The sequence below is a fragment of the Paraburkholderia sp. FW306-2-2C-D06C genome (genome assembly GCF_058781505.1).
Map to the genome: position 1 here is coordinate 34,427 of NZ_JBYSWU010000038.1, position 20,740 is coordinate 55,166.

Annotated in this window: 22 protein-coding genes; 17 read left to right on the forward strand and 5 right to left on the reverse strand. The window is 63.8% G+C overall.

What is annotated here, in order from left to right:
• Positions 1-23 precede the first annotated feature (23 nt).
• From AC3WLT_RS25110 to AC3WLT_RS25120, 3 genes are read left to right on the forward strand one after another with little or no spacing between them, the layout of a single operon-like run.
• Entirely contained in the window at positions 24-1,103 is a 1,080-nt protein-coding gene (locus AC3WLT_RS25110) for an ABC transporter ATP-binding protein (protein ID WP_492594385.1), read from the forward strand.
• Positions 1,100-1,978: an ABC transporter permease gene (locus tag AC3WLT_RS25115; protein ID WP_492594386.1), complete on the forward strand. Its 879-nt coding sequence runs from the start codon at positions 1,100-1,102 to the stop codon at positions 1,976-1,978. The genes AC3WLT_RS25110 and AC3WLT_RS25115 overlap by 4 nt, the downstream gene beginning before the upstream one ends.
• Entirely contained in the window at positions 1,978-2,919 is a 942-nt protein-coding gene (locus tag AC3WLT_RS25120; protein ID WP_492594387.1) for an ABC transporter permease, read from the forward strand. The genes AC3WLT_RS25115 and AC3WLT_RS25120 overlap by 1 nt, the downstream gene beginning before the upstream one ends.
• Positions 2,920-2,967: 48 nt before the next feature.
• On the opposite strand, the gene AC3WLT_RS25125 is transcribed toward AC3WLT_RS25120, so the two are convergent.
• On the reverse strand, positions 2,968-3,573 hold the full coding sequence (locus tag AC3WLT_RS25125) for a short chain dehydrogenase (RefSeq protein WP_492594388.1): 606 nt from the start codon (positions 3,571-3,573) through the stop codon (positions 2,968-2,970).
• A 219-nt stretch (positions 3,574-3,792) separates the two neighbouring features.
• Positions 3,793-4,248, reverse strand: coding sequence for a DUF3005 domain-containing protein (locus tag AC3WLT_RS25130; protein WP_492594424.1), 456 nt, complete (start codon positions 4,246-4,248; stop codon positions 3,793-3,795).
• A 315-nt stretch (positions 4,249-4,563) separates the two neighbouring features.
• On the opposite strand from AC3WLT_RS25130, the gene AC3WLT_RS25135 reads away from it, so the two are divergent.
• Both AC3WLT_RS25135 and epsC read left to right on the forward strand, forming a co-directional pair.
• Positions 4,564-4,797 carry a hypothetical protein gene (locus AC3WLT_RS25135; protein WP_013342515.1) on the forward strand — a complete coding sequence of 78 codons (234 nt, stop codon included), beginning with the start codon at positions 4,564-4,566 and terminating at the stop codon, positions 4,795-4,797.
• 127 nt (positions 4,798-4,924) lie between these two features.
• Positions 4,925-5,851, forward strand: coding sequence for a serine O-acetyltransferase EpsC (gene epsC, locus AC3WLT_RS25140; protein WP_492594389.1), 927 nt, complete (start codon positions 4,925-4,927; stop codon positions 5,849-5,851).
• 36 nt (positions 5,852-5,887) lie between these two features.
• Here the strand turns inward: epsC and folE are convergent, their stop codons facing one another.
• Positions 5,888-6,526 carry a GTP cyclohydrolase I FolE gene (gene folE / locus AC3WLT_RS25145; protein ID WP_492594390.1) on the reverse strand — a complete coding sequence of 213 codons (639 nt, stop codon included), beginning with the start codon at positions 6,524-6,526 and terminating at the stop codon, positions 5,888-5,890.
• Positions 6,527-6,650: 124 nt separating this feature from the next.
• A complete protein-coding gene (locus AC3WLT_RS25150) occupies positions 6,651-7,580 on the reverse strand; it encodes a LysR family transcriptional regulator (RefSeq protein WP_492594391.1) in 930 nt (309 codons plus the stop codon).
• A 364-nt stretch (positions 7,581-7,944) separates the two neighbouring features.
• Between AC3WLT_RS25150 and AC3WLT_RS25155 the strand changes: the two genes are divergently transcribed.
• From AC3WLT_RS25155 to pcaC, 5 genes are all read left to right on the forward strand, one after another.
• The gene (locus AC3WLT_RS25155; RefSeq protein WP_492594392.1) at positions 7,945-8,643 is read left to right on the forward strand and encodes a 3-oxoacid CoA-transferase subunit A; all 699 of its coding nucleotides are present in this window, start codon (positions 7,945-7,947) and stop codon (positions 8,641-8,643) included.
• A gap of 13 nt (positions 8,644-8,656) precedes the next feature.
• Positions 8,657-9,316: a 3-oxoacid CoA-transferase subunit B gene (locus AC3WLT_RS25160; RefSeq protein WP_492594393.1), complete on the forward strand. Its 660-nt coding sequence runs from the start codon at positions 8,657-8,659 to the stop codon at positions 9,314-9,316.
• Between the two features lie 272 nt (positions 9,317-9,588).
• The gene (locus AC3WLT_RS25165; protein ID WP_492594394.1) at positions 9,589-10,968 is read left to right on the forward strand and encodes a 3-carboxy-cis,cis-muconate cycloisomerase; all 1,380 of its coding nucleotides are present in this window, start codon (positions 9,589-9,591) and stop codon (positions 10,966-10,968) included.
• Positions 10,969-10,973: 5 nt separating this feature from the next.
• Positions 10,974-11,765, forward strand: a complete 792-nt coding sequence (pcaD, locus tag AC3WLT_RS25170; protein WP_492594395.1) for a 3-oxoadipate enol-lactonase — start codon at positions 10,974-10,976, stop codon at positions 11,763-11,765.
• Entirely contained in the window at positions 11,762-12,154 is a 393-nt protein-coding gene (pcaC, locus tag AC3WLT_RS25175; RefSeq protein ID WP_492594396.1) for a 4-carboxymuconolactone decarboxylase, read from the forward strand. The genes pcaD and pcaC overlap by 4 nt, the downstream gene beginning before the upstream one ends.
• A 42-nt stretch (positions 12,155-12,196) precedes the next feature.
• On the opposite strand, the gene AC3WLT_RS25180 is transcribed toward pcaC, so the two are convergent.
• Positions 12,197-12,898 (reverse strand): TetR family transcriptional regulator, encoded by a 702-nt coding sequence (locus AC3WLT_RS25180; protein ID WP_492594397.1) that lies wholly within the window; start codon positions 12,896-12,898, stop codon positions 12,197-12,199.
• Positions 12,899-13,292: 394 nt separating this feature from the next.
• Here AC3WLT_RS25180 and AC3WLT_RS25185 point away from each other — a divergent pair, with 394 nt between their 5' ends.
• The 7 genes from AC3WLT_RS25185 (at position 13,293) to AC3WLT_RS25215 (ending at position 20,730) form a co-directional block, all read left to right on the forward strand.
• A complete protein-coding gene (locus AC3WLT_RS25185; RefSeq protein ID WP_492594398.1) occupies positions 13,293-14,900 on the forward strand; it encodes a 6-hydroxynicotinate reductase in 1,608 nt (535 codons plus the stop codon).
• A 14-nt stretch (positions 14,901-14,914) separates the two neighbouring features.
• Positions 14,915-15,865, forward strand: a complete 951-nt coding sequence (locus tag AC3WLT_RS25190; protein ID WP_492594399.1) for a UPF0280 family protein — start codon at positions 14,915-14,917, stop codon at positions 15,863-15,865.
• Entirely contained in the window at positions 15,841-16,431 is a 591-nt protein-coding gene (locus AC3WLT_RS25195; protein WP_492594400.1) for an amino acid synthesis family protein, read from the forward strand. The genes AC3WLT_RS25190 and AC3WLT_RS25195 overlap by 25 nt, the downstream gene beginning before the upstream one ends.
• An 86-nt stretch (positions 16,432-16,517) precedes the next feature.
• Positions 16,518-17,102, forward strand: coding sequence for an amino acid synthesis family protein (locus AC3WLT_RS25200; protein ID WP_492594401.1), 585 nt, complete (start codon positions 16,518-16,520; stop codon positions 17,100-17,102).
• A 174-nt stretch (positions 17,103-17,276) separates the two neighbouring features.
• Positions 17,277-19,211, forward strand: coding sequence for an ABC transporter permease (locus AC3WLT_RS25205; protein WP_492594402.1), 1,935 nt, complete (start codon positions 17,277-17,279; stop codon positions 19,209-19,211).
• Positions 19,208-20,020 carry an ABC transporter ATP-binding protein gene (locus AC3WLT_RS25210; protein WP_492594403.1) on the forward strand — a complete coding sequence of 271 codons (813 nt, stop codon included), beginning with the start codon at positions 19,208-19,210 and terminating at the stop codon, positions 20,018-20,020. The genes AC3WLT_RS25205 and AC3WLT_RS25210 overlap by 4 nt, the downstream gene beginning before the upstream one ends.
• Positions 20,017-20,730 (forward strand): ABC transporter ATP-binding protein, encoded by a 714-nt coding sequence (locus AC3WLT_RS25215; protein WP_492594404.1) that lies wholly within the window; start codon positions 20,017-20,019, stop codon positions 20,728-20,730. The genes AC3WLT_RS25210 and AC3WLT_RS25215 overlap by 4 nt, the downstream gene beginning before the upstream one ends.
• Positions 20,731-20,740 lie beyond the last annotated feature (10 nt).

Sequence of the window (20,740 nt, forward strand, 5' to 3'; positions counted from 1 at the left end):
GTCATTCGTATCAGGAAACCGCCATGAAGCATCACTTTGAGCAGTTGCGGCTCGATTCGGTGAGCCGCAGTTTCACGAATGCGGAAGGCCATGCGATCGCGGCGTTGCAGGGGCTCGATCTGGACATCCGGCGCGGCGAGTTCATTGCGTTGCTGGGACCGTCGGGCTGCGGAAAATCGACGGCGCTCAATTGCATCGCCGGTTTGCAGCCGTTGAGCGGCGGCGGCATCTGGCTCGACGACAAACGTATCGACGTGCTGCCGCCGGAAAAGCGCGGCTTCGGCATGGTGTTCCAGAACTACGCGCTGTTTCCGCATATGACGGTGCTCGATAACGTCGGCTTCGGTTTGAAGATGCGCGGGGTCGGCAAGAGTGAAATCGCACGCCGTGCGCGTGAGGCGCTGCAACTGGTGCAACTGGTCGGCCATGAGCGCAAGCTCCCCGGACAACTCTCCGGCGGTCAGCAGCAGCGTGTGGCGATTGCGCGAGCGATTGTGATCGAACCGCCGCTGATCCTGATGGATGAACCGCTGTCAAATCTCGATACGAAGCTGCGCATCGAAATGCGCGCCGAAATTCGCCGTATCCATAGTCAGCTCGAACGCGCGACCCTCTACGTGACGCACGATCAGGACGAGGCGCTGTCGATGGCTGATCGCATCGTCGTGATGAAAGAGGGTGTGGTGCAGCAGATCGCGACGCCGAAAGAGGTGTATACGCGGCCGCAGAACCTGCATGTTGCGCGCTTCATGGGTTATCGCAATGTGGTCGAATTCACGCTCGAGGGGATGCAAGGCGACAGCGTTGCGGTCAGTGCGAACGGCGTACGTCTGATCGGCATGCCGATGGCCGGTTTCAACAGTAAGCGCGTAAGCGTCGCGTTGCGTCCCGAGGATATGGAATGTGCGGAGCCGGGCGCGGAAAACGCGTTCGACGCCCTGGTGAGCACGGTCGAATACGGCGGCCACGATTCGCTGTTGCGCGTGAAGACTGCATTCGGCGAGTTGTGGGCGCGCGTCGCGGGCGAGTTCGAGCAAGACGAGCGAATCAGCTTGCGCGTGCCGCCGTCACGCACGCTCGTCTATGACGGAGAAGCGCCGTGAACACGGCTACGCTGCCGCCACCGCTTGCGCCGCGCGACACCAAAGCGTGGCTGGTCGCGCCAGCTTTGATCTTTATCGCCGCGTTGTTCATCTATCCATTTGCATATGGTCTGGCGCTGTCGTTCCGGCCGACGAACGGCGGCGGCCTGTGGGCCAACTATCTGGCGTTCTTCACCGATACTTCGATGTGGCCGACCATCATCGTCACCTTGAAGCTTGCGGTGCCCGCGACGCTCGTCAATGTCGGCGTGTCGGTTCCGGTGGCGTTCGCGCTGCGCCGCAATTCGCCCTATCGGAAATTCGTCACGACGCTGCTGGTGATTCCGGTCACGCTCGGCACCGTGCTGATCGCCGACGGCATGCTCACGTACTTCGGCCCGAACGGCTGGTTTCCGCAAGCCTTGCAAGGCCTGCATCTCTACACCAGTGAAGTGCGTCTCACGCATAACTTCTGGGGGGTGCTGATCTCGCTGATCGTGTCAGGCTTTCCGTTCGCGTTTCTGCTCACGCTGTCGTACATAACGGGTATCGATCCGACGCTGGCAAGCGCCGCGGCCACGCTCGGCGCGAGTCCGTGGCAGCAGTTTCTCCGCATCTATCTGCCGCTGCTGGTGCCCGGTCTGACGATGGCCGCGTGCTTGTCTTTCGTGCAGGCGTTTTCGGTGTTTCCATCGGCGGTGCTGCTCGGTGCGCCAGCCGGCCCGACGCGTGTCATGTCGATCGCCGCTGCCGAAGCCGCGTTCGAAAGCTACGACTATTCGCTCGCCTCCGCGATCGCGATGGTGATGGGCTTCGTGCAATTGCTGGTGGTCGCCGCGATGCTCGGCGCGCGCCGTTTTTTCTACCGCGGTCCGGTGACGGGAGGCAAAGGCTGATGGCCACCGATCACCATGCGCCGCATCCTTCGTGGGCCGCGTCCGCATCAAATGGCCAGGATCACGGCCACGACCACGGCGCCCACCGACCCAGCAAGCGCATCAGGCAGCGCGACAGTTTGCCGGGCCGTGCGTGGCGCGTGCTGGTGTGGGGCGCGATGGTGTTCTTCCTCGTCAACGTGGTGTTGCTGATCGCGACGGTCGCGGTCAACTCGGTGGCGACGCGCTGGTTCGGCACCTTGTTGCCGCAAGGCTTCACGCTGCATTGGTATGCGCAGGCGTGGAACGACTTTCAGTTGGCGAGCGTATTGTGGGTCACCGTGGAAGTGGTCGGCGCGGTGGTGCTGCTGTCGGTGTTGCTCGGCGTGCCCGCGGCCTATGCGCTTGCACGCGTGCAGTTTCCCGGCAAACGCTTCGCGATGCTGATCTTCCTGTTGCCGCTGATGGTGCCCCCCGTCACGTATGGCATTCCCCTGGCGACCGTGATGTACAAGGTCGGCCTCGCCGGCACGCTCGGCGGCGTGATCCTCGCGAATCTCGTGCCTGCGTTGCCGTTCGTGATCCTCGTGATGACGCCGTTCATCGAACAGATCGATCCGGATCTGGAAGCGGCGGCGCGCATTTTCGGCGCCAACACTTTCCGCTATTTCCGCTACGTGCTGCTGCCCTTGCTGGTGCCGGGCATGCTGGCGGCCGGCCTGCTCGTGCTGGTGCGGACCATCGGCATGTTCGAGCTGACTTTTTTTACGGCCGGCCCCGCGACGCAAACGCTGGTGGTCGCGTTGTACTACGCTGTATTTTCAACCGGCGTGCGCGCGCCGCAGTCGATCGACGCGATGGCGATGATCTACATGGCGATCACGCTGATCTGGGTGCTGATCGCGCTGCAATTCGTCAGCCCGACGCAGATCGTGTCGCGCGTGAAGGAACAGAAGCGCTGACCTGGGGCCTACGTCCACGCCGTGCGACCGGCGCCGTTCAAAACCGCATCAATAGCCGACGCGATAGACGCGCCCTGTCTGCGCGCCTTCGACGCTGCGCAGATAGGCCAACGCGGCGCGCTGGGCAGTCACGGGTTCGAAGCCGCGGAAGTAGGGCGCGAAAGCGTCGAGCGATTCCGTCAGCACCGTCGGGCTCACCACGTTGATGCGGATGCCGCGCGGCAGTTCGATCGCCGCGCCGCGCACGAAACCTTCCAAAGCCATATTGACGGTGGTTGCATTCGCGCCTTCGCGAATCGGCTCCTCGCCGACGATCCCGCTCGTCAGCGTGAACGAGCCGCCGTCGTTGACGTATGGCTGGGCGGTCAGCACCACGTTGATCTGCCCCATCAGCTTGTCGCGCAGCCCGACCCAGAACTGTTCGATGCTCATGTCCGGCAGCGGGCCGAAATGCAGCTTGCCGGTGGTTGTGACGACGCCATCCACTTTGCCGATCTCGCGAAAGAGCCGCTCGATGCTCGCCGGGTCGGTGCTGTCGACGCGATACTGGCCGCGCGTCGCGCCCACTTCGATTACTTCATGGCGCGCCTTCAGCGCTGCTGCCACGGCCTGGCCGACGGTACCGGTTGCACCTATCACCACGATCTTCTTCATCTGCTGCTCCGTTTGGGGTAAATGTACAGCCGATTGTGTCGGCGTCAGGCGAGCGGAAAAAGCCTCTATCGAGTACAGGTCCTGCAACCTGGGGTTTCTAATCCAGACGCAAAGCGCACACCGTCTTTCAAACGGCGTGCGTTTAAGATTTCCTTGATTAATAAGCCCGGGCGGCTCGATTCAAACGTATGGGTAAACCATGCGCAAAGCGGGAATGAATTATCTCGCCCGAAGTAATTCAATCACGCGCGTAGGCCGCAGATGATTAACGGCGTAATGAGTGCGGCCGGATTCGCCTCGGCTGCCGACCGGGCGCGGGTCGTCGAATTGATGATCCTGCGAATAGGCGGTTTGTGGCTCGACCATGCCTTTGTCGATCACGATGTAGCCCGGTTCGAGCGCCAGCAGCAGATGATTGCCGCCGACGCGGCTGTCGAAGCCGGCCATGCCGTCGGGCGACTCGGGCATGCTGTTGCAGAGGGTCGCATTGCTGCCGATGATCTCGTCGACAGCGATCGGGCTGTGGTTCGCGATGCGTGCCGCCTCGCGATTCTTGCCGTCGGTGTCGACGGTGCTGTCGTGTGTGCGGTCGTTGTGCAATTCCGCCGTGCTCGGGCGAACGGCGCCGGGCAGCTTGGCCGCGTCTGCCTGCTTGCTGATATCGGTGCTGTTCATCATGCTTTCTCCGTTGAAGAGGACATGGTTGAAGTAACAGCAAAACCCGTTCCGTAAAGCATAACGCCTGCTTGCGTTCCGCTTGCGCCGCGATTGAGTGGCGGCTACGCGGAAGGGGTCTTTCACCTGGCGATTGCGTCCGGGATTCTTTTCGTTTTTTTTAATGAACGCGTATTGTCTACAGAGTATGATCTTACTCCGGCGAGCGGCGCGCGGTGAAATCGACGACATTTGCCTGGCTGTTCCAACACGGCGGGCATCGAACGGCTGCGCCCAACTCAAAACACCTTACGGGGCCGTCAGGGCGGGTGACACATGCACTTCGATGCTGCATTCACACATCGCGGCTACTTGCTGAATTGCGCGCCGGCGCGCGCGGGCGATGGCAGTTGGCAACCCTATGTGGTCATCTCCCGTTCGAGCGACGGCGAGCTGGTCGCCAACCGTTTTTTTCCCACCGATCTGCGCTTTCCCGACGAAGCCGCCGCCATCGCGCACGCACGCGACTGGGCGGTGCGCTGGATCGATGCGAGCAGCGTCACCATCTGAATCGCATCGAGCGGCGGCGTACCGCGCGCCAGACCGCCCCGCGGCGCGGCGCGCGAACCGCGGAAAAACGCGGTAATCTCTCGGCATAATCACTCTGAACCGTGCCCAGGCACGGCGCTGTCCTCTTATGCCTAACGTGCCTTCCCAGAACTGGGGTCTCGAACAGATCGTCGCGGACCTGCGCGCGTCGCGCGAAGAGTTGCATCGCACGCGTCATCCGCTCGGCATTCGCGAGCTGCCGTCGCGCGATGCAGTGGTCGACATTGTCGCCGGCCTGCGCGCGGCGCTGTTTCCCACGCACTACGGTGCCCCCGATCTGACCGACGAAACCGTCGATTACTACGTCGGCCATACACTTGAAAGCACCTTGCGATTGCTCGCGGAACAGATTCGCCGGGCACTGCGCTTTCTGCCCGAATTCGGCGAGACGCCCGAGGCGGAATTGAAAGAACGCGCGTTCAATGTCGCGCGCGAATTCGGCACGCAGCTGGCGGGCATTCGCGCGTTGCTGGTCAGCGATATTCAGGCCGCCTTCACCGGCGATCCGGCGGCACAGCACATCACCGAAATTCTGCTGTGTTATCCGGGCGTGTGGGCAATGACGCATCACCGTCTCGCGCACGCGCTGCATCGGCTCGGCGTGCCGCTGCTGGCGCGCTTCATCAACGAGATCGCGCATTCGGCAACCGGCATCGACATTCACCCTGGCGCGACCATCGGGCCGAGCTTTTTTATCGACCACGGCACGGGCGTCGTGATCGGCGAGACCGCGATCATCGGCGAACGTGTGCGCTTGTATCAGGCGGTGACGCTCGGCGCGAAGAGCTTTGCCGCCGATCTCGACGGCATGCTGGTCAAGGGCAACGCGCGCCATCCGATTGTTGAGGACGACGTGGTGATCTACGCCGGCGCGACGATTCTCGGCCGTGTGACGATCGGGCGCGGCTCGGTGATCGGCGGCAATGTGTGGCTCACGCATAGCGTGCCGCCGGGCAGCAGTGTCTCGCAAGGCAAGATTCGCGAGGGCGATCGCGGTGACGAGGTGCGCCGGTGATGGGCGCGTTGCGTCGCTGTTTGCCGGTACCATTGCTTATGTATTGGCAACCGAGATCACCCCCGGATTGCCGACGATCGCCAGAAACTCACGACGTGTCGACGGATCGGTACGGAACGCGCCGAGCATGCGCGAGGTGACCATCGTGACGCCGGCCTTATGCACACCGCGTGTCGACATGCATTGATGCGCGGCTTCCAGAATCACGCCGACGCCCTCCGGTTGCAGCACGTCATTCAATGTGTCGGCGATCTGCACCGTCATCTTTTCCTGAATCTGCAGGCGCTTGGCGAACGCATCGACGAGACGCGCCAGCTTCGAGATGCCGACCACCCGATGCCCCGGCAGATAGGCGACGTGTGCGCGGCCGATGATCGGCACCATGTGATGTTCGCAATAGCTTTCGAAGCGGATATCTTTCAGCACGATCATTTCGTCGTAGCCGTCCACTTCGGAGAAAGTGCGGACGAGGAGCTCGCGCGGATCGGTCAGATAGCCCGCGAAAAACTCCTCATAGGAGCGCACCACGCGCGCCGGTGTATCGATGAGGCCCTCGCGCTGCGGATCGTCGCCGGCCCAACGCAGCAGCACGCGTACGGCTGCTTCGGCTTCCTCGCGGCTAGGGCGTTCCGGCGCGGCTGCGGGTTTGGTTTTCTTTGCCTTGCTGCTGGTCATCCGTCGCTCCTTTGGGATCGCGCGTCGACGCTCGATGGAGCGCGCGGGTTCAATGAGTGCGGCCATTGTTCCATGTTTTGCGCCGGGTCGTGCTGATGTCCCTTTTCGCTGTCGGGGTGCGCGGCTATTTCGGCCACTCGTCCTTATCGTCGTTGAAGAGTTCGGCGACCACGCCGCGCAGCCAGCTCGCGCGCGGATCGTTATGAAACTTGCGATGCCAGTGCTGCCGCAGATCGAAGCGCGGCAGCGGCAGCGGCGGCTCGACCAGCGTGATCGACGCGTGCTCCGACACGTACGCGAAACCGATTGCGTGCGGCACGGTCGCGAGCAGATCGGTGCGCGCGAGGATGAACGGCAGGCTCATGAAGTGCGGCGTTTCCAGCACGGCACGGCGCTTGATGCGTTTCTTTTCCAGGTATTTCTCGAGGACTTCCTGGCTGCGTCCTTCGGCGCGGACCACCGCGTGGCCTGACGCCACAAACTGGGGCAGCGTGAGCGGCGCTTTCGAGAGCGGATGACCCGTGCGCATCAGGCAGATGAATCGATGGGTGAAGAGCCGTTGCTGAAAGAAGTTGTTTCCCGACAGATCGGGGAAATAGCCGACGGCCAGATCGACGTCGCCCGATTCGAGTCCGCGTTCGACATGCGAGGGCGAGAGCGACACCGAGCGCAGGTTGGCGTTGGGCGCGCGTTCGGCGAAGAGTTGCAGCAGACGCGGCAGGAAGACGATTTCGCCGACGTCGGAGAGCGCGATGGAGAAGGTGTGGGTGCTGGTCACGGGGTCGAAGTCTTGCGCGTCGAGCATGCCTTTTTCGATGCGCAGGAGCGCGTCGCGGGCAGCGGGCAGGATCGCCAGCGCTCGCGGCGTGGGCTCCATACCGCGGGACGTGCGCACGAAAAGCGGGTCGTCGAAGTATTCCCGCAGGCGGCCTAGTGCGGTGCTGACGCGCGGCTGGCTGACGCCTAGCTGCTCCGCAGCGCGGCTGACATTGCGAGTGTCTTCCATGGCTACCAGATAGGGGATCAGGTTGAGGTCTAGATCTAGGTCCGGCATTTTCTTTTGCCTGCGGCGCTGTGAGAGGTATTCGGTATCTGGATAGAGGGTAGGGGGTTAATTGGTGATCTGGATAGTGGGGTAAGCCTGAGGTCGGGCTTTTTAAACCAGACCGCTGCGCGAACAACGCCCTATCATCATGGAATCCCCTGCCTTGACAACCCGCCCGAAGGGCAACCATAATCTGCTGCAACGTTCGCTAATCGAATCAACGTTCACATAGCGAACAAACTCAAGGCGATGAACGAGTACTTCAACCCGGCAAGCACAGCCGGGCAAAAAGGCCCGGAGACCGTCCCGCAAACGCCCCTGCCTGCAAAGGCAAAAGCCGATCGGTGCGCAGCGCCCCAAAAGGAAATTCGACATGATCAACAAGATTTTCGAGTCACTTCAAGCGGCGGTCGCCGACGTCCACGACGGCGCCACCGTCATGATCGGCGGCTTCGGCACGGCCGGCATGCCGTCCGAACTGATCGACGCGCTCATCGAACAAGGCGCGCGCGAACTCACCATCGTCAACAACAACGCCGGCAACGGCGACATCGGCCTCGCGGCGCTGCTCAAAGCCAAACGCGTGCGCAAAATCATCTGCTCATTCCCGCGCCAAACCGATTCGTATGTGTTCGACGCGCTCTATCGAGCCGGTGAAATCGAACTCGAACTGGTGCCGCAAGGCAACCTCGCCGAGCGTATTCGCGCTGCGGGCGCAGGCATCGGCGGATTTTTCACGCCGACCGGCTACGGCACCAAACTCGCCGAAGGCAAGGAAACCCGCCTGATCGACGGCAAGCACTACGTGCTCGAGTCGCCGCTGCACGCGGACTTCGCGCTGATCAAGGCGCACAAGGGCGATCGCTGGGGCAACCTCGTCTATCGCAAGACGGCCCGCAACTTCGGACCGATCATGGCTAGCGCGGCCAAAACCGCGATCGTCCAGGTGTCGGAAGTGGTGCCGCTCGGCGCGCTCGATCCGGAAGTGATCGTCACTCCCGGCATCTTTGTGCAACGCGTGATCGAAGTGCCGCAAGCGGCCCATCAAAACGCAGCCGCCACCGCCGCCTGACCCGGAGACCGACATGAAGAAACTGACCCGCGATGAAATGGCCAGGCGCGTTGCGCTGGATATCCCTGAAGGCGCCTATGTGAACCTCGGCATCGGCGTGCCGACGCTGGTGGCCAACCACCTCGCCGCCGACAAGGAAATTTTCCTGCACAGCGAAAACGGTCTGCTCGGCATGGGCCCCGCGCCCGCTCCCGGCGAGGAAGACGACGAACTGATCAACGCCGGCAAGCAGCACGTCACGCTGCGGACGGGCGGCGCCTACTTCCATCACGCGGATTCGTTCGCGATGATGCGCGGCGGCCACCTGGATTTCTGCGTGCTCGGCGCTTTCCAGGTGTCGGCGAAGGGCGATCTGGCGAACTGGCACACCGGCGCGCCCGACGCGATTCCGGCCGTCGGCGGCGCAATGGATCTGGCAATCGGCGCGAAGCAGGTCTACGTGATGATGGAGCACCTGACCAAGCAGGGCGAAAGCAAGATCGCCGCCGAATGCACGTACCCGGTGACGGGCGTGGGCTGCGTCAATCGCATCTACACCGACCTCGCGATGATCGACGTCACCGGCGAAGGCCTCGTGGTCCGCGAGATCTTCTCGGACATCGACTTCGACGCGCTGCACAAACTGACCGGCGTGCCGCTGATCGACGGCACCCAGGCGGCGCGCGCGGCCTGACCCGAAGCGAACGCGCGGCCGATGAATGGCCAAAGCGCATGGCCAAAGCGCTACCGAAAGGCGCCCGAACGTCACACCGTCACATCAACGCGCATGAGGCACGCATCGTGCGCGTGACACGATGTCGCGAATGACGTTCTGGCCGGGTTCGGCGCACAATACTCCGCAACGCCGTGGGCGGTACGCTGTCTACTGTCCATCAGACGCGTCTCGCCGCGCGCTGAAAGCCACGCTAAAACCTTCACTTTCGATTCCCTCGATCATCGCCCATCATGCTCGACTCCAGCACCCGTCTGACCGGTCTCCTTTGCGGCACGCAGCCGATGAACGACATCTGGGCGCCGCGTGCCACGCTGCAACGGATGCTCGACGTCGAAGCGGCGCTCGCCCGGGCATCGGCCGCGCATAACGTGATTCCGCCAGGCGCGGTGGCCGCGATCGAAGCGGCCTGCCACGCCGATCAGCTCGACGCCGACGCGCTCGCGCGCGACGCGGCGCTCGGCGGCAACCTCGCGATTCCGCTCGTCAAGCAACTCACCGCGCGCGTGAAAGCCGCGGATGCCGAAGCGTCGAAGTACGTCCATTGGGGCGCGACGAGCCAGGACATCATCGATACGGCGACCGTGCTGCAACTGCGCGACAGCTTCGATTTGCTGGACCGTGGCCTGCAAGCCACCTGCGACGCGGTGGCGGCGCTCGGCGTCGCGCATCGCGCGACGCCGATGATCGGCCGCACGTGGCTGCAGCAGGCGCTGCCGATCACCCTCGGTCTGAAATTCGCGCAGTGGCTCGACGCGCTGCTGCGCCATCGCGAGCGGCTCGACGCACTGCGTCCGCGCGTGCTGGTGCTGCAATTCGGCGGTGCGGCAGGCACGCTCGCCAGCTTGCGCGACGCCGCCCCGCAAGTCACGCAAACACTCGCGCAGGAACTCGAACTCGCCGTGCCCACTTTGCCGTGGCACACGCAACGCGATCGCATCGCTGAAACAGCGTCGCTGTTCGGCATGCTGATCGGCACGCTCGGCAAAATCGCACGCGATATCTCGTTGCAGATGCAAACCGAGATCGACGAACTGGCCGAGCCGGCCGCGGCAGGCAAGGGCGGTTCGTCGACGATGCCGCACAAGCGCAACCCGGTCGGCTGCGCGGCGGTGCTGACCGCCGCGACCCGCGCGCCCGGGCTGGTCGCCACGGTGTTCGCCGGCATGGTGCAGGAACACGAACGCGCGCTCGGCGGCTGGCAAGCCGAATGGGACGCGTTGCCGGATCTCGCGCGTCTCGCGGGCGGCGCGCTCGCCAACATCGAACAGATCGCCGCGGGTCTGAACGTCAACGTGCCGCGTCTTGCGGCGAATCTCGACGTCACGCACGGCCTGATTCTGGGCGAAGCGGTGATGCTCGCGCTCGGCGACAGCATTGGCCGGCTCGATGCGCATCATCTGGTCGAGCGTGCGTCGAAGGCGGCGATCCGCGACGGACAGACGCTCTTCGAGGTCCTCTCGGCCGACCGCGCCGTCACCGAACATCTTCCGCCCGAGCGCTTGCAGAAGCTGCTCGACCCCGCTCAATACGTCGGTCAGGCGCACGCTTATGTGGACGCCGTGCTGGCGCTTCATTCCACGCGCGCCAAGCGCGCCACCTCCAGGGAGTAACCGGCATGCCTTACGCCGCAGTCAACGGCACCGAACTTCACTATCGGATCGATGGTGACCGTCACGGCAACGCGCCGTGGATCGTGTTGTCGAATTCGCTCGGCAGCGATCTGTCGATGTGGACGCCGCAAGTCGCGGCGCTGTCCAGACACTTCCGCGTGCTGCGCTACGACACGCGCGGTCACGGCCACTCGGAAGCGCCGAAGGGTCCTTACACGATCGAACAACTCACCGGCGACGTGCTCGGCCTGATGGATACGCTGAAGATCGCGCGCGCGAATTTCTGCGGCGTGTCGATGGGCGGCCTGACCGGCGTCGCACTGGCCGCGCGTCACGCGAATCGTCTCGAGCGTGTCGTGCTGAGCAACACCGCCGCTCGCATCGGTTCGCCCGAAGTATGGGTGCCGCGCGCGGCGCGTGCACGCGCCGAAGGCATGCTCGCGCTGGCGGATGCGGTCTTGCCGCGCTGGTTCACCGCTGACTTCATTGAGCGCGAGCCGGTCGTCTTCGCGATGATTCGCGATGTATTCGTGCACACTGATAAGGAAGGCTATGCGTCGAATTGCGACGCGATCGACGCCACCGATCTGCGCCCCGAAGCGCCCGGCATCAAGGTGCCGGCGCTGGTGATCAGCGGCACGCACGATCTGGCCGCCACGCCGGAACAAGGCCGCGCATTGGCGGCGGCGATTCCGGGTGCGCGTTACGTGGAGCTGGACGCCGCGCACATTTCCAACATCGAGCAAATGGACGCCTTCACGAAGACCGTGCTCGACTTCCTGACGGGGCCGCGATGAACGACGAAGACCGCTACGAAGCCGGACTCGGCGTGCGCCGCGCGGTGCTGGGCGATGCGCACGTCGACCGCTCGCTCGCCAACCGCACGGAGCTGACTGAAGAATTCCAGAACCTGATCACCCGCTACGCGTGGGGCGAAATCTGGACGCGTGAAGGCTTGCCGCGTCATACGCGCAGTTTGCTGACGATCGCGATGATGGTCGCGCTCAATCGCAGCGAAGAGCTTGCGTTGCATTTGCGCGCCGCGAAGAACAACGGCGTCACGCGCGAGCAGATCAAGGAAGTGCTGCTGCAAACCGCGATCTATTGCGGCGTGCCGGCAGCCAATTCGGCATTCCACCTCGCGGACAAACTGTTCCGCGAAGACGACGCCGCGGCAAAGCCGTAACGCTCGCCTCACGAAGCGCACGCCGGCAACACCGCGTGCGCTTCAGGCGGTTGTGCTCCCGTTCCCCACAGCCGCATCAGCCGGCAACTGCAAACGCACCGCCCGCAACACCGTATCCTTGATGACCTCGCGCCAATGCGCGAGCGCCGCCTTGTCCATCAGCGGCTCGCCGAGAAACGCGCCCAACGTGTATTGGTTGGCGTTATAAAAATAGCCGAGCGACGCGATCATCAAATACACGTCGCGCGCCTTGACGTCGGCGCGAAAGACGTTTTGCGCGTGGCCCGCATCCAGCAACTTCTGCACGACCGAAATCGCATAGCCCGAAATCTCCTTCAGCTTGGACGATTTCTTCGCGTGCTTGCCTTGATGCAGATTCTCGCTCGACAGCAGCGTGACGAACTCGGGATGATCGAGGTAGTACTGCCAGACGAATTCCACCATTTGTTCGAGGCCATGCACCGGATCGTCGAGGTCGAGATCGAGCTTGCTTTCGGCTTCGTTGAACTGTGTGTAGATAGTCTCCAGCGCTTCGACGAACAACTGCTCCTTGCTGCCGAAGTAGTAATAGATCATGCGGTCGTGCGAACGCGCGGCCTTCGAAATACTTTCGACGCGGCCGCTTGCATAGCCTTGCTTCGCAAAGACCTTGATGGCCGATTTCAGAATCTTCGCGCGCGTGTCCTGCGCCTGTTTCGCTCGGACACCGGTGGCGCCCGGCTTGCGGGCGGCAGTGGGACTCATGGCGGTTTCGTTCTCTTTGTTGGCGTCTGATTAAGCGACATGCTAAGCGACATGCGCCGGGCACGATGGGCACTGGCGCGCTTTCATCATACAGCCCGCATCGCACGCCGCGACATGCGCTGCCCGAACATGTGCTTCGGCGTAGATTGACTTGTGATCCACATGAGGATGCCGCGCCGCAGCATTCAGGCGTAGCCCGAAAGTGCGCCGGGAAACACATTGCGCAGTCTATTTTGATCAGTTAGATTTCAGTCGAGTTTCGTGTAGTGGATACTACACGAACGGTGAGTGGCCGCAACATTCAAAAAGCGGGTCACGCGAAAGTCCCTGAAAACAAGGGCTATTCGTCAACCGGGCAGGACCGATTGTAATGTCGTCGTATGGGAACCCCACCATGACAGAACATACGAAGGTCGATTTCGGTGCGGAGCGCGTCGACGGCGAAACCGCCTCGACGCCGGGTCCCACCGTGCTCGACAAAGCGGCGCCGCGCAGTGAGCGGATGGCGTCGAACAAGATCGAATGCAATGCGTGTCCGGTGTTGTGCCAGATATCGGCGGGCCGCACCGGCGCATGCGATCGTTATGCAAATGCGGATGGCCGGCTGATTCGCGTCGATCCGGTGGTGTTTCTTTCGCGTGCGGCTTCATCGTCCGAAGCGAGCGCAGGCAGTACGGATGCCACGGTCGAATTTGGTGCATCGTCCGAAGCGCATGATCCCGCCGCGGAACAGGCGCTGTTCGTCACCGGCGTCGGCGCATCGTCCACTTATCCCGACTACAAGCCCGCGCCGTTTATCGTGTCTTCGAAGCTCGACGACGTCGACATGATTACCGTCGTCACCGAGGGCATTTTCAGCTATTGCAGCTTCAAGGTGAAGATCGATACCGACCGCTTTCTCGGGCCGGAGCAATCGAACGTGCGCTGCCAGGGCGAGATCGTCGGCCATGTGACCACCGCGGAATACGGTTCGCAGATGCTGAGCCTCGGCGGCGTCCATCATCTGACCGGCGGCAGCAAGAAGGAAGGCCGCGTGACTTGCGACATGATGCTAGCGCTCGGCAACAAGGAAGCGGTGGAGCTGACCATCGACGGCGGCGCGAGCCTGGTGATTCGCGCGGGCGCGGCGCCGATTGTCGACGGCGTCGAAGAACAGCGCATGCGGGTGGGTTGCGGCTCGGCGACCATCGGCATTTTCGCGAAACAATGGTTCGGTCATGCCGATGAAGTGGTCGTGGTCGACGATCACATCACCGGCGTGCTGACCGAACACCAAGCGGGCCGGTGTCTCGGCATGACGCGTTCAGGGCTGAAGATTCGCGGACGCAAATCGACGCCGGGCCGCTATTTCCAGGTGGCGAATCCCGGCACCGGCTGGGGCGGCACCGACATTCAGGACCCGCTGGCGATTGTCGAGGGCTTCGACCCGGCGGTGGCCAAACCCGGCATGCGCTTGCTGATGGTGTCGACCACCGGCGAACACGCTCAGTGGTACGAACTCGATCGCGATCTGGTGCCGCGCGTTGCGGCGATGCCCGACGCGGTGCGCCGCACGGTCGATCGGATCGGCGAGAACTGCGAGCCGTCGCTCGCGACGGTGCTGTTTCTCGGCGGCGCGGGCGGCAGTCTGCGAGCGGGGGCGACGGAGAATCCGGTGCTGCTGACGCGCGCCATCAAGCGCAAACTCGTGAACGTGACCTGCGGCGGCGCGCCTGCCTATGTGTGGCCGGGCGGCGGCATCACGGTAATGGTCGATGTTTCGCGTATGCCCGATCGGTCGTTCGGCACCGTGCCGACGCCCGCGATCGTCGCGCCGATCGAATTCACCATGACGTATGACGCGTATCGCGACCTCGGCGGCCATCTCGACGCGGTGCGTTCGCTGGCGAGCGTGCTGGCAAACGGACCGGAGCACACGGAAGGTGCGCCGCTCGCGCGCCGGACGTTGCCGCGCAATCCCGCCAACCCGTGGCCGCCCGCCATGCCGCCGATGCCCGGATGATGGGGATAGAGACGATGAACGCAATCCGCACTCGACTCGACGCGGCACGCTGGCATTGGCAGCATGGGCCGATCGACCTGATCCTCGGCGCCGACGGCGAACCCGCGGCGGTGCAGGCCGCGTATGAGGCCTGCTGGACGCGTTTTGTCGGCGTGTTGCCCGAGTTGGTCGGCGAGCTCGAGCTGCTTCGGCACGCACCGCCGAGCGAGGCCGCTGGCAACGAATGCGGGTTGAAAGGCGAAGTGGCCCGCCGCATGTGGCGCGCGTGTTTTCCGCACCGCGCTCGCTACATCACGCCGATGGCCGCCGTGGCGGGCAGCGTCGCCGATGAACTGATCGCGGCGTTCGCGCGGCCCGGCGTCGCGCGCTCGTTCATCAACAATGGCGGCGACATCGCGTTGCATTTGACTGAAGGACAGCAGTATCGCGTCGGCGTATTCGCCAACCTCGCCGACCTCGCCGAACTTTCGGGCGCGAGGCTGACGGGCGAGCAAGCGCTCGACGCCAACCTGACGCTCGACGCCGGCATGCCGATCCGCGGTATCGCCACGAGCGGCTGGCGTGGCCGCAGCTTCAGCCTCGGTATCGCCGACAGCGTAACCGTGCTCGCCTGCAACGCCGCCGCTGCCGACGCCGCCGCGACGGTGATCGCCAACGCCGTCGATTGCGATCACGCGGGCATCGTGCGCCGTCCGGCGTCGTCGTTGAAGGACGATAGCGATCTCGGCGACCTGCCGGTAACGGTCGACGTGCCACGCTTGCCGCCGCCGCTGACCGGTCTCGCGCTGACCCGTGGCGCCGAGGCGGCGCAGCGCCTGCGTGAACGAGGCTTGATTGAAAGCGCCGCGCTGTTCCTGCAAGGGCAGGTGCGCGTCGTCGGCATGACTCAGCAAGGCGCGGCGCTTCTGACGCATCGTGCTCAACAACCAACGGAGGCTCCGTGTTCGAAATACGCCGCGTGCTGACGCACGTCGAAGACATCTTTCACGAGTTCGGCCCCGCGCCCGCGCAGCCGTTGCGCCGCGGCGCGATTGCCGCGGTGATGGCGAACCCGTTCGCCGGACGCTACGAAGCCCACATCGAATCCGCGATGGAAGCGCTCAAGCCGATCGGCTTCGATATGGCGCAGCGGCTGCTTGCGGCGATGGCCGTGCCGCACGCGTCGATCGAAAGCTATGGCAAAGGCGCGATCGTCGGCTCGCGCGGCGAGCTCGAACACGGCGCGCTGTGGCATGTGCCCGGCGGCTATGCGATGCGCGAATTGCTGGAGAAAAACGGCGTGCCGACCCATGCGATCGTGCCGTCCACCAAGAAAGTCGGCGCGCCTTCCACCGCGCTGGATGTGCCGCTCACGCACGTCAACGCGAGCTACGTGCGCAGCCATTTCGATGCGATCGAAGTGCGCGTGCCTGGCGCGCCAGCCGCGGATGAGCTGGTGGTTATCCTCGTGATGAGCACCGGGCAGCGCGTGCATGCGCGCGTCGGCGGTCTCGCGAAAGAGGCGATTGTCGGCAAGGACGGCTTGCGCTGAGCGCTTCCTGAACGGCGAACCGAACATAAGCAACGAACATAAGCAACGGATAGATGCAACGCGAGCACCCAAACACGGAGAGCGAAATGGCAATCAAGCTTCGCAAGCTGGTCGTGCAGGTCGATGAAACACGCATTGAAATGGGGCAGACCGTCAACCCGCCGGCACGCCGTGCGGTGGCGATCGCGGTCATCGAGAATCCGTATGCGGGCCGTTACGAGGCCAGGCTCGACGCGCTGATCGAAGCCGGCGAGGAGCTCGGCGGCTTGCTCGGCAACAAGTGCGTCGAAGCACTCGGCATCAAGCCGTCCGAAGCGCAAAGCTATGGCAAGGCGGCGATCGTCGGCGAGGCGGGCGAACTCGAACACGCGGCGGCGATCCTGCATCCGAAGCTCGGCGCGCCGCTGCGGGTGGCAGTCGAGAAGGGTGCGGCGCTGGTGCCGTCGGCGAAAAAAATGGGCACGCTCGGCACCGCGATCGACGTGCCGCTCGGCCACAAGGATGCCGCCTTCGTGCGCAGCCATTTCGATGCGATCGAGGCGCGGGTTTCGGATGCGCCGCGCGCCAGCGAAATCGTCGTGGCGGTCGCGGTAACGGCGTCGGGACGGCCGCTGCCGCGCATCGGCGGCTTGCAGGTCAGTGAGATCAAGGGCGAGGACGGTTTGCGTTGAGTTATTTCGCTGGCCCCCCAAGGGGACTTCCTTGGGGGCGCTTGGGGGCGTATTGTCCTGCCGTTGACGCGTGCGCGCATGGTGCCGCACGCGCTGCAACGTTTGCTGTCCGTTCGTCGCGTGTAGAGCGCGCTTTAGACGCGATGGTCGAATAGCAAGCTGCCGAGGGTCACGATGCTTTCGAATTTGCTGGTACAGCTGGTCAACGGACTCGCCGACGCGTCGACGCTGTTTCTGGTCGCCGCCGGCTTGTCGCTGATCTTCGGCGTGACGCGCATCGTCAACTTTGCGCACGGCTCGTTCTATATGTTCGGCATCTATGTCGCGTATAGCATCGCGAGCCGTTTTGGCCATACCGTGGGCGGATTCTGGTTATCGGTGCTGGCGGCCGCGCTGGTCGTAGCGGTACTCGGCGCGCTGGTCGAAATGATCGTGTTGAGGCGCATTTATCAGGCGCCCGAGCTGTTTCACTTGCTGGCGACGTTCGCGCTCGTGCTGATCTTTCGCGACGCCGCTTTGTGGCTGTGGGGCCCGGAAGACCTGTTCGGCCCGCGCGCGCCGCATCTGGCGGGCGCAGTCGATTTCCTCGGCCATCCGCTGCCCACGTACGATATCGCGCTGATCGTGATCGGGCCGGTGGTGCTGCTGCTGCTGTGGTACGCGTTGACGCGCACGCGCTGGGGCACGCTGGTGCGCGCCGCGACGCAGGATCGCGAGATGCTCGGCGCGCTCGGCATCAACCAGGCGTGGCTGTTCACCGGCGTGTTTTTCGTCGGCGCGTTTCTCGCCGGGTTGGGCGGCGCGCTGCAAGGGCCGCGGATGTCGGCGAATCTGTCGCTGGATCTTGAGACGATCGGCAACGCGTTTGTCGTGGTGGTGGTCGGCGGGATGGGGTCGATTCCGGGTGCGTTTATCGCCGCGTTGCTGATCGCGGAGATCAAGGCGCTGTGCATCGGCATCGGACATGTCACGGTGTTCGGTATCGATCTGTCGTTGAGCCGTTTTACGCTGGTCGCCGAGTTTGTCGTGATGGCGGTGGTGCTGGTGGTGCGGCCTTGGGGCTTGCTGGGTCGGGCGAGCGCGGCGGTGCGGGGCATGGCGGCGCCGGAAGCGCCTTTGCGGCCGGCCGGCAAGCGTCTGAAGTGGCTAGCGGGGATCGCGCTGATGGTGCTGGGTTTGGCGCCGCTTGCGGCGAACGCGTTTCCTTACGTGCCCGTCCTGCTCGTTGAAATCCTGATCGCCGTGCTCTTTGCAACGAGTCTGCATTTCATCATGGGGCCGGGCGGCATGCATTCGTTCGGCCATGCTGCTTACTTCGGCCTCGGCGCCTACGGCGCGGCGCTGTTCCTCAAAGTCCTGAATCTGCCGATGGAAGCCGCGGTGTTGCTCGGCCCTTTGCTCGCGGTGGCCGGCGCGCTGGTATTCGGCTGGTTTTGCGTGCGCCTCTCCGGCGTCTACCTCGCGATGCTCACGCTCGCGTTCGCGCAGATCGTCTGGTCGGTGGTGTTCCAGTGGGACGACGTGACGGGCGGCAGCAACGGCATTCTCGGTTTGTGGCCGTCGAACTGGCTGGCGTCGCCGGTGGCTTATTACTATGTGACGCTCGCCTGCGCGGTGATCGGCGTGTGGCTGTTGCGCAAGATGCTGTTCTCGCCGCTGGGCTATGCGATGCGGGCGTCGCGCGATTCGGTGTTGCGCGCGGAAGCGATCGGCATCGACGTGAAGCGCGTGCAGTGGGCTGCGTTCGTGATCGCCTCGCTCTTTTGCGGGCTCGCGGGCTCGCTGTATGCGTTTTCCAAAGGCACGATTTCGCCCGAAGTCATCAGCGTCAGCCGCTCCGTCGACGGCCTCGTGATGGTGCTGCTCGGCGGCTTGCAGACGCTGACAGGGCCGATTGTCGGCGCAGCCGTGTTCACGTGGTTGCAGGACACTGTCGCGCGGCAGACCGATTACTGGCAGGCGCTGCTCGGCCTCGCGATTCTGCTGTTGGTGATCGCGTTTCCGCAGGGGATTGCCGGCTTCATCCGCGAGCGTTTTGGCGACGACACCGCCACGGAAGACAGCATCAAGTCGCCGCCGCAAGCTACCGCGGTCAAGGAGGGGCTATGAGCTTGCTGCGTGTGTCCGGCCTGTCCAAATCGTTCGGCGGCTTGAAAGCGGTCGACGACGTTTCCTTCGATCTCGAAGCCGGTCAGCTGCTCGCTCTGCTCGGCCCGAACGGCGCGGGCAAGTCGACCTGCTTCAACATGGTCAACGGCCAGTTGCAACCGTCGTCCGGCTCGATCCGGCTCGACGATCACGAACTGGTCGGCATGCGTCCGCGCGATATCTGGCGGCTGGGCGTGGGCCGCACGTTCCAGATCGCGGCGACCTTCAACTCGATGACCGTGCTGGAAAACGTGCAGATGGCCCTGGTATCGCGTGAACGCAAGCTATTCGGCCTGTGGAAATCCGCAGGCTCGCGCTATGCCGACGAAGCCTTCGCGTTGCTCGAACAGGTCGGCATGGCAGCCGACGCGCATCGCGCTTGCGGCGTGCTCGCTTATGGCGACGTCAAGCGCGTCGAACTTGCCATCGCGCTGGCTAACCGCCCGAAGCTGCTGCTGATGGACGAGCCCACTGCCGGCATGGCGCCGAAGGAGCGCAACGACCTGATGGCATTGACCAAACGTCTCGTCACCGAACACCGGATCGGCGTGCTGTTCACTGAACACAGCATGGACGTCGTATTCGCGTACGCCGATCGCATGATCGTGCTCGCGCGCGGCAAGCTGATCGCCGAGGGGGACGCGGAAACGATCCGCAATGACACGCGCGTGCAGGAGGTCTATTTCGGCACGGGCAAAACCTTCCGGCCGCACGCGCCGCTGCATGAAATCGCGAGCGGCCAGCCAGCACCAGGAGGAGCGCTGCAATGAGCGAGCCGATGCTGAAAGTCTCCGGCCTCAACGCGTTTTATGGCCGCGCGCACATCCTGTTCGACGTCGGCCTCGAAGTCGGCCGTGGCGAAGTGGTGGCGCTGATGGGCCGCAACGGCGCCGGCAAATCGACGACGATGAAAGCGGTCATGGGTTTGCTGCCGCGCCGTCAGGGCGAAGTGCGGTTTCGCGGGCAGAACATCACGACCTTGCCGCCGTATCGCATCGCGCGGATGGGCATGGGCTTCGTGCCGGAAGACCGTCGCGTGTTTGCCGATCTGAGCGTGATGGAAAACCTCGACACGGGCCGTCAGCCGCCGCGCGAAGGCGCGCCGCAATGGACGCCGGAAAAGCTGTTTCGCCTCTTTCCCAACCTCGGCGAAATGCCGAAACGTCCAGGCGGCCAGATGAGCGGCGGCGAACAGCAGATGCTGACCGTGTCGCGCACGCTGATGGGCAATCCGTATCTGGTGCTGCTCGACGAACCGTCCGAGGGCGTGGCGCCCGTGATCGTCGAGCAGATGGCGAACATGATTCTCGAACTCAAGCGCGAAGGGCTGTCGATTCTGTTGTCCGAACAGAACCTGCACTTCGCCGAGCTGGTCAGCGACCGCGCGTATGTGCTCGAAAAAGGGCAGATCCGTTTTAGCGGCACGATCGGCGAACTCGCAAAGAACGAAACAGTCAGGCGCGCTTATCTGAGCGTGTGATTCCATCGGC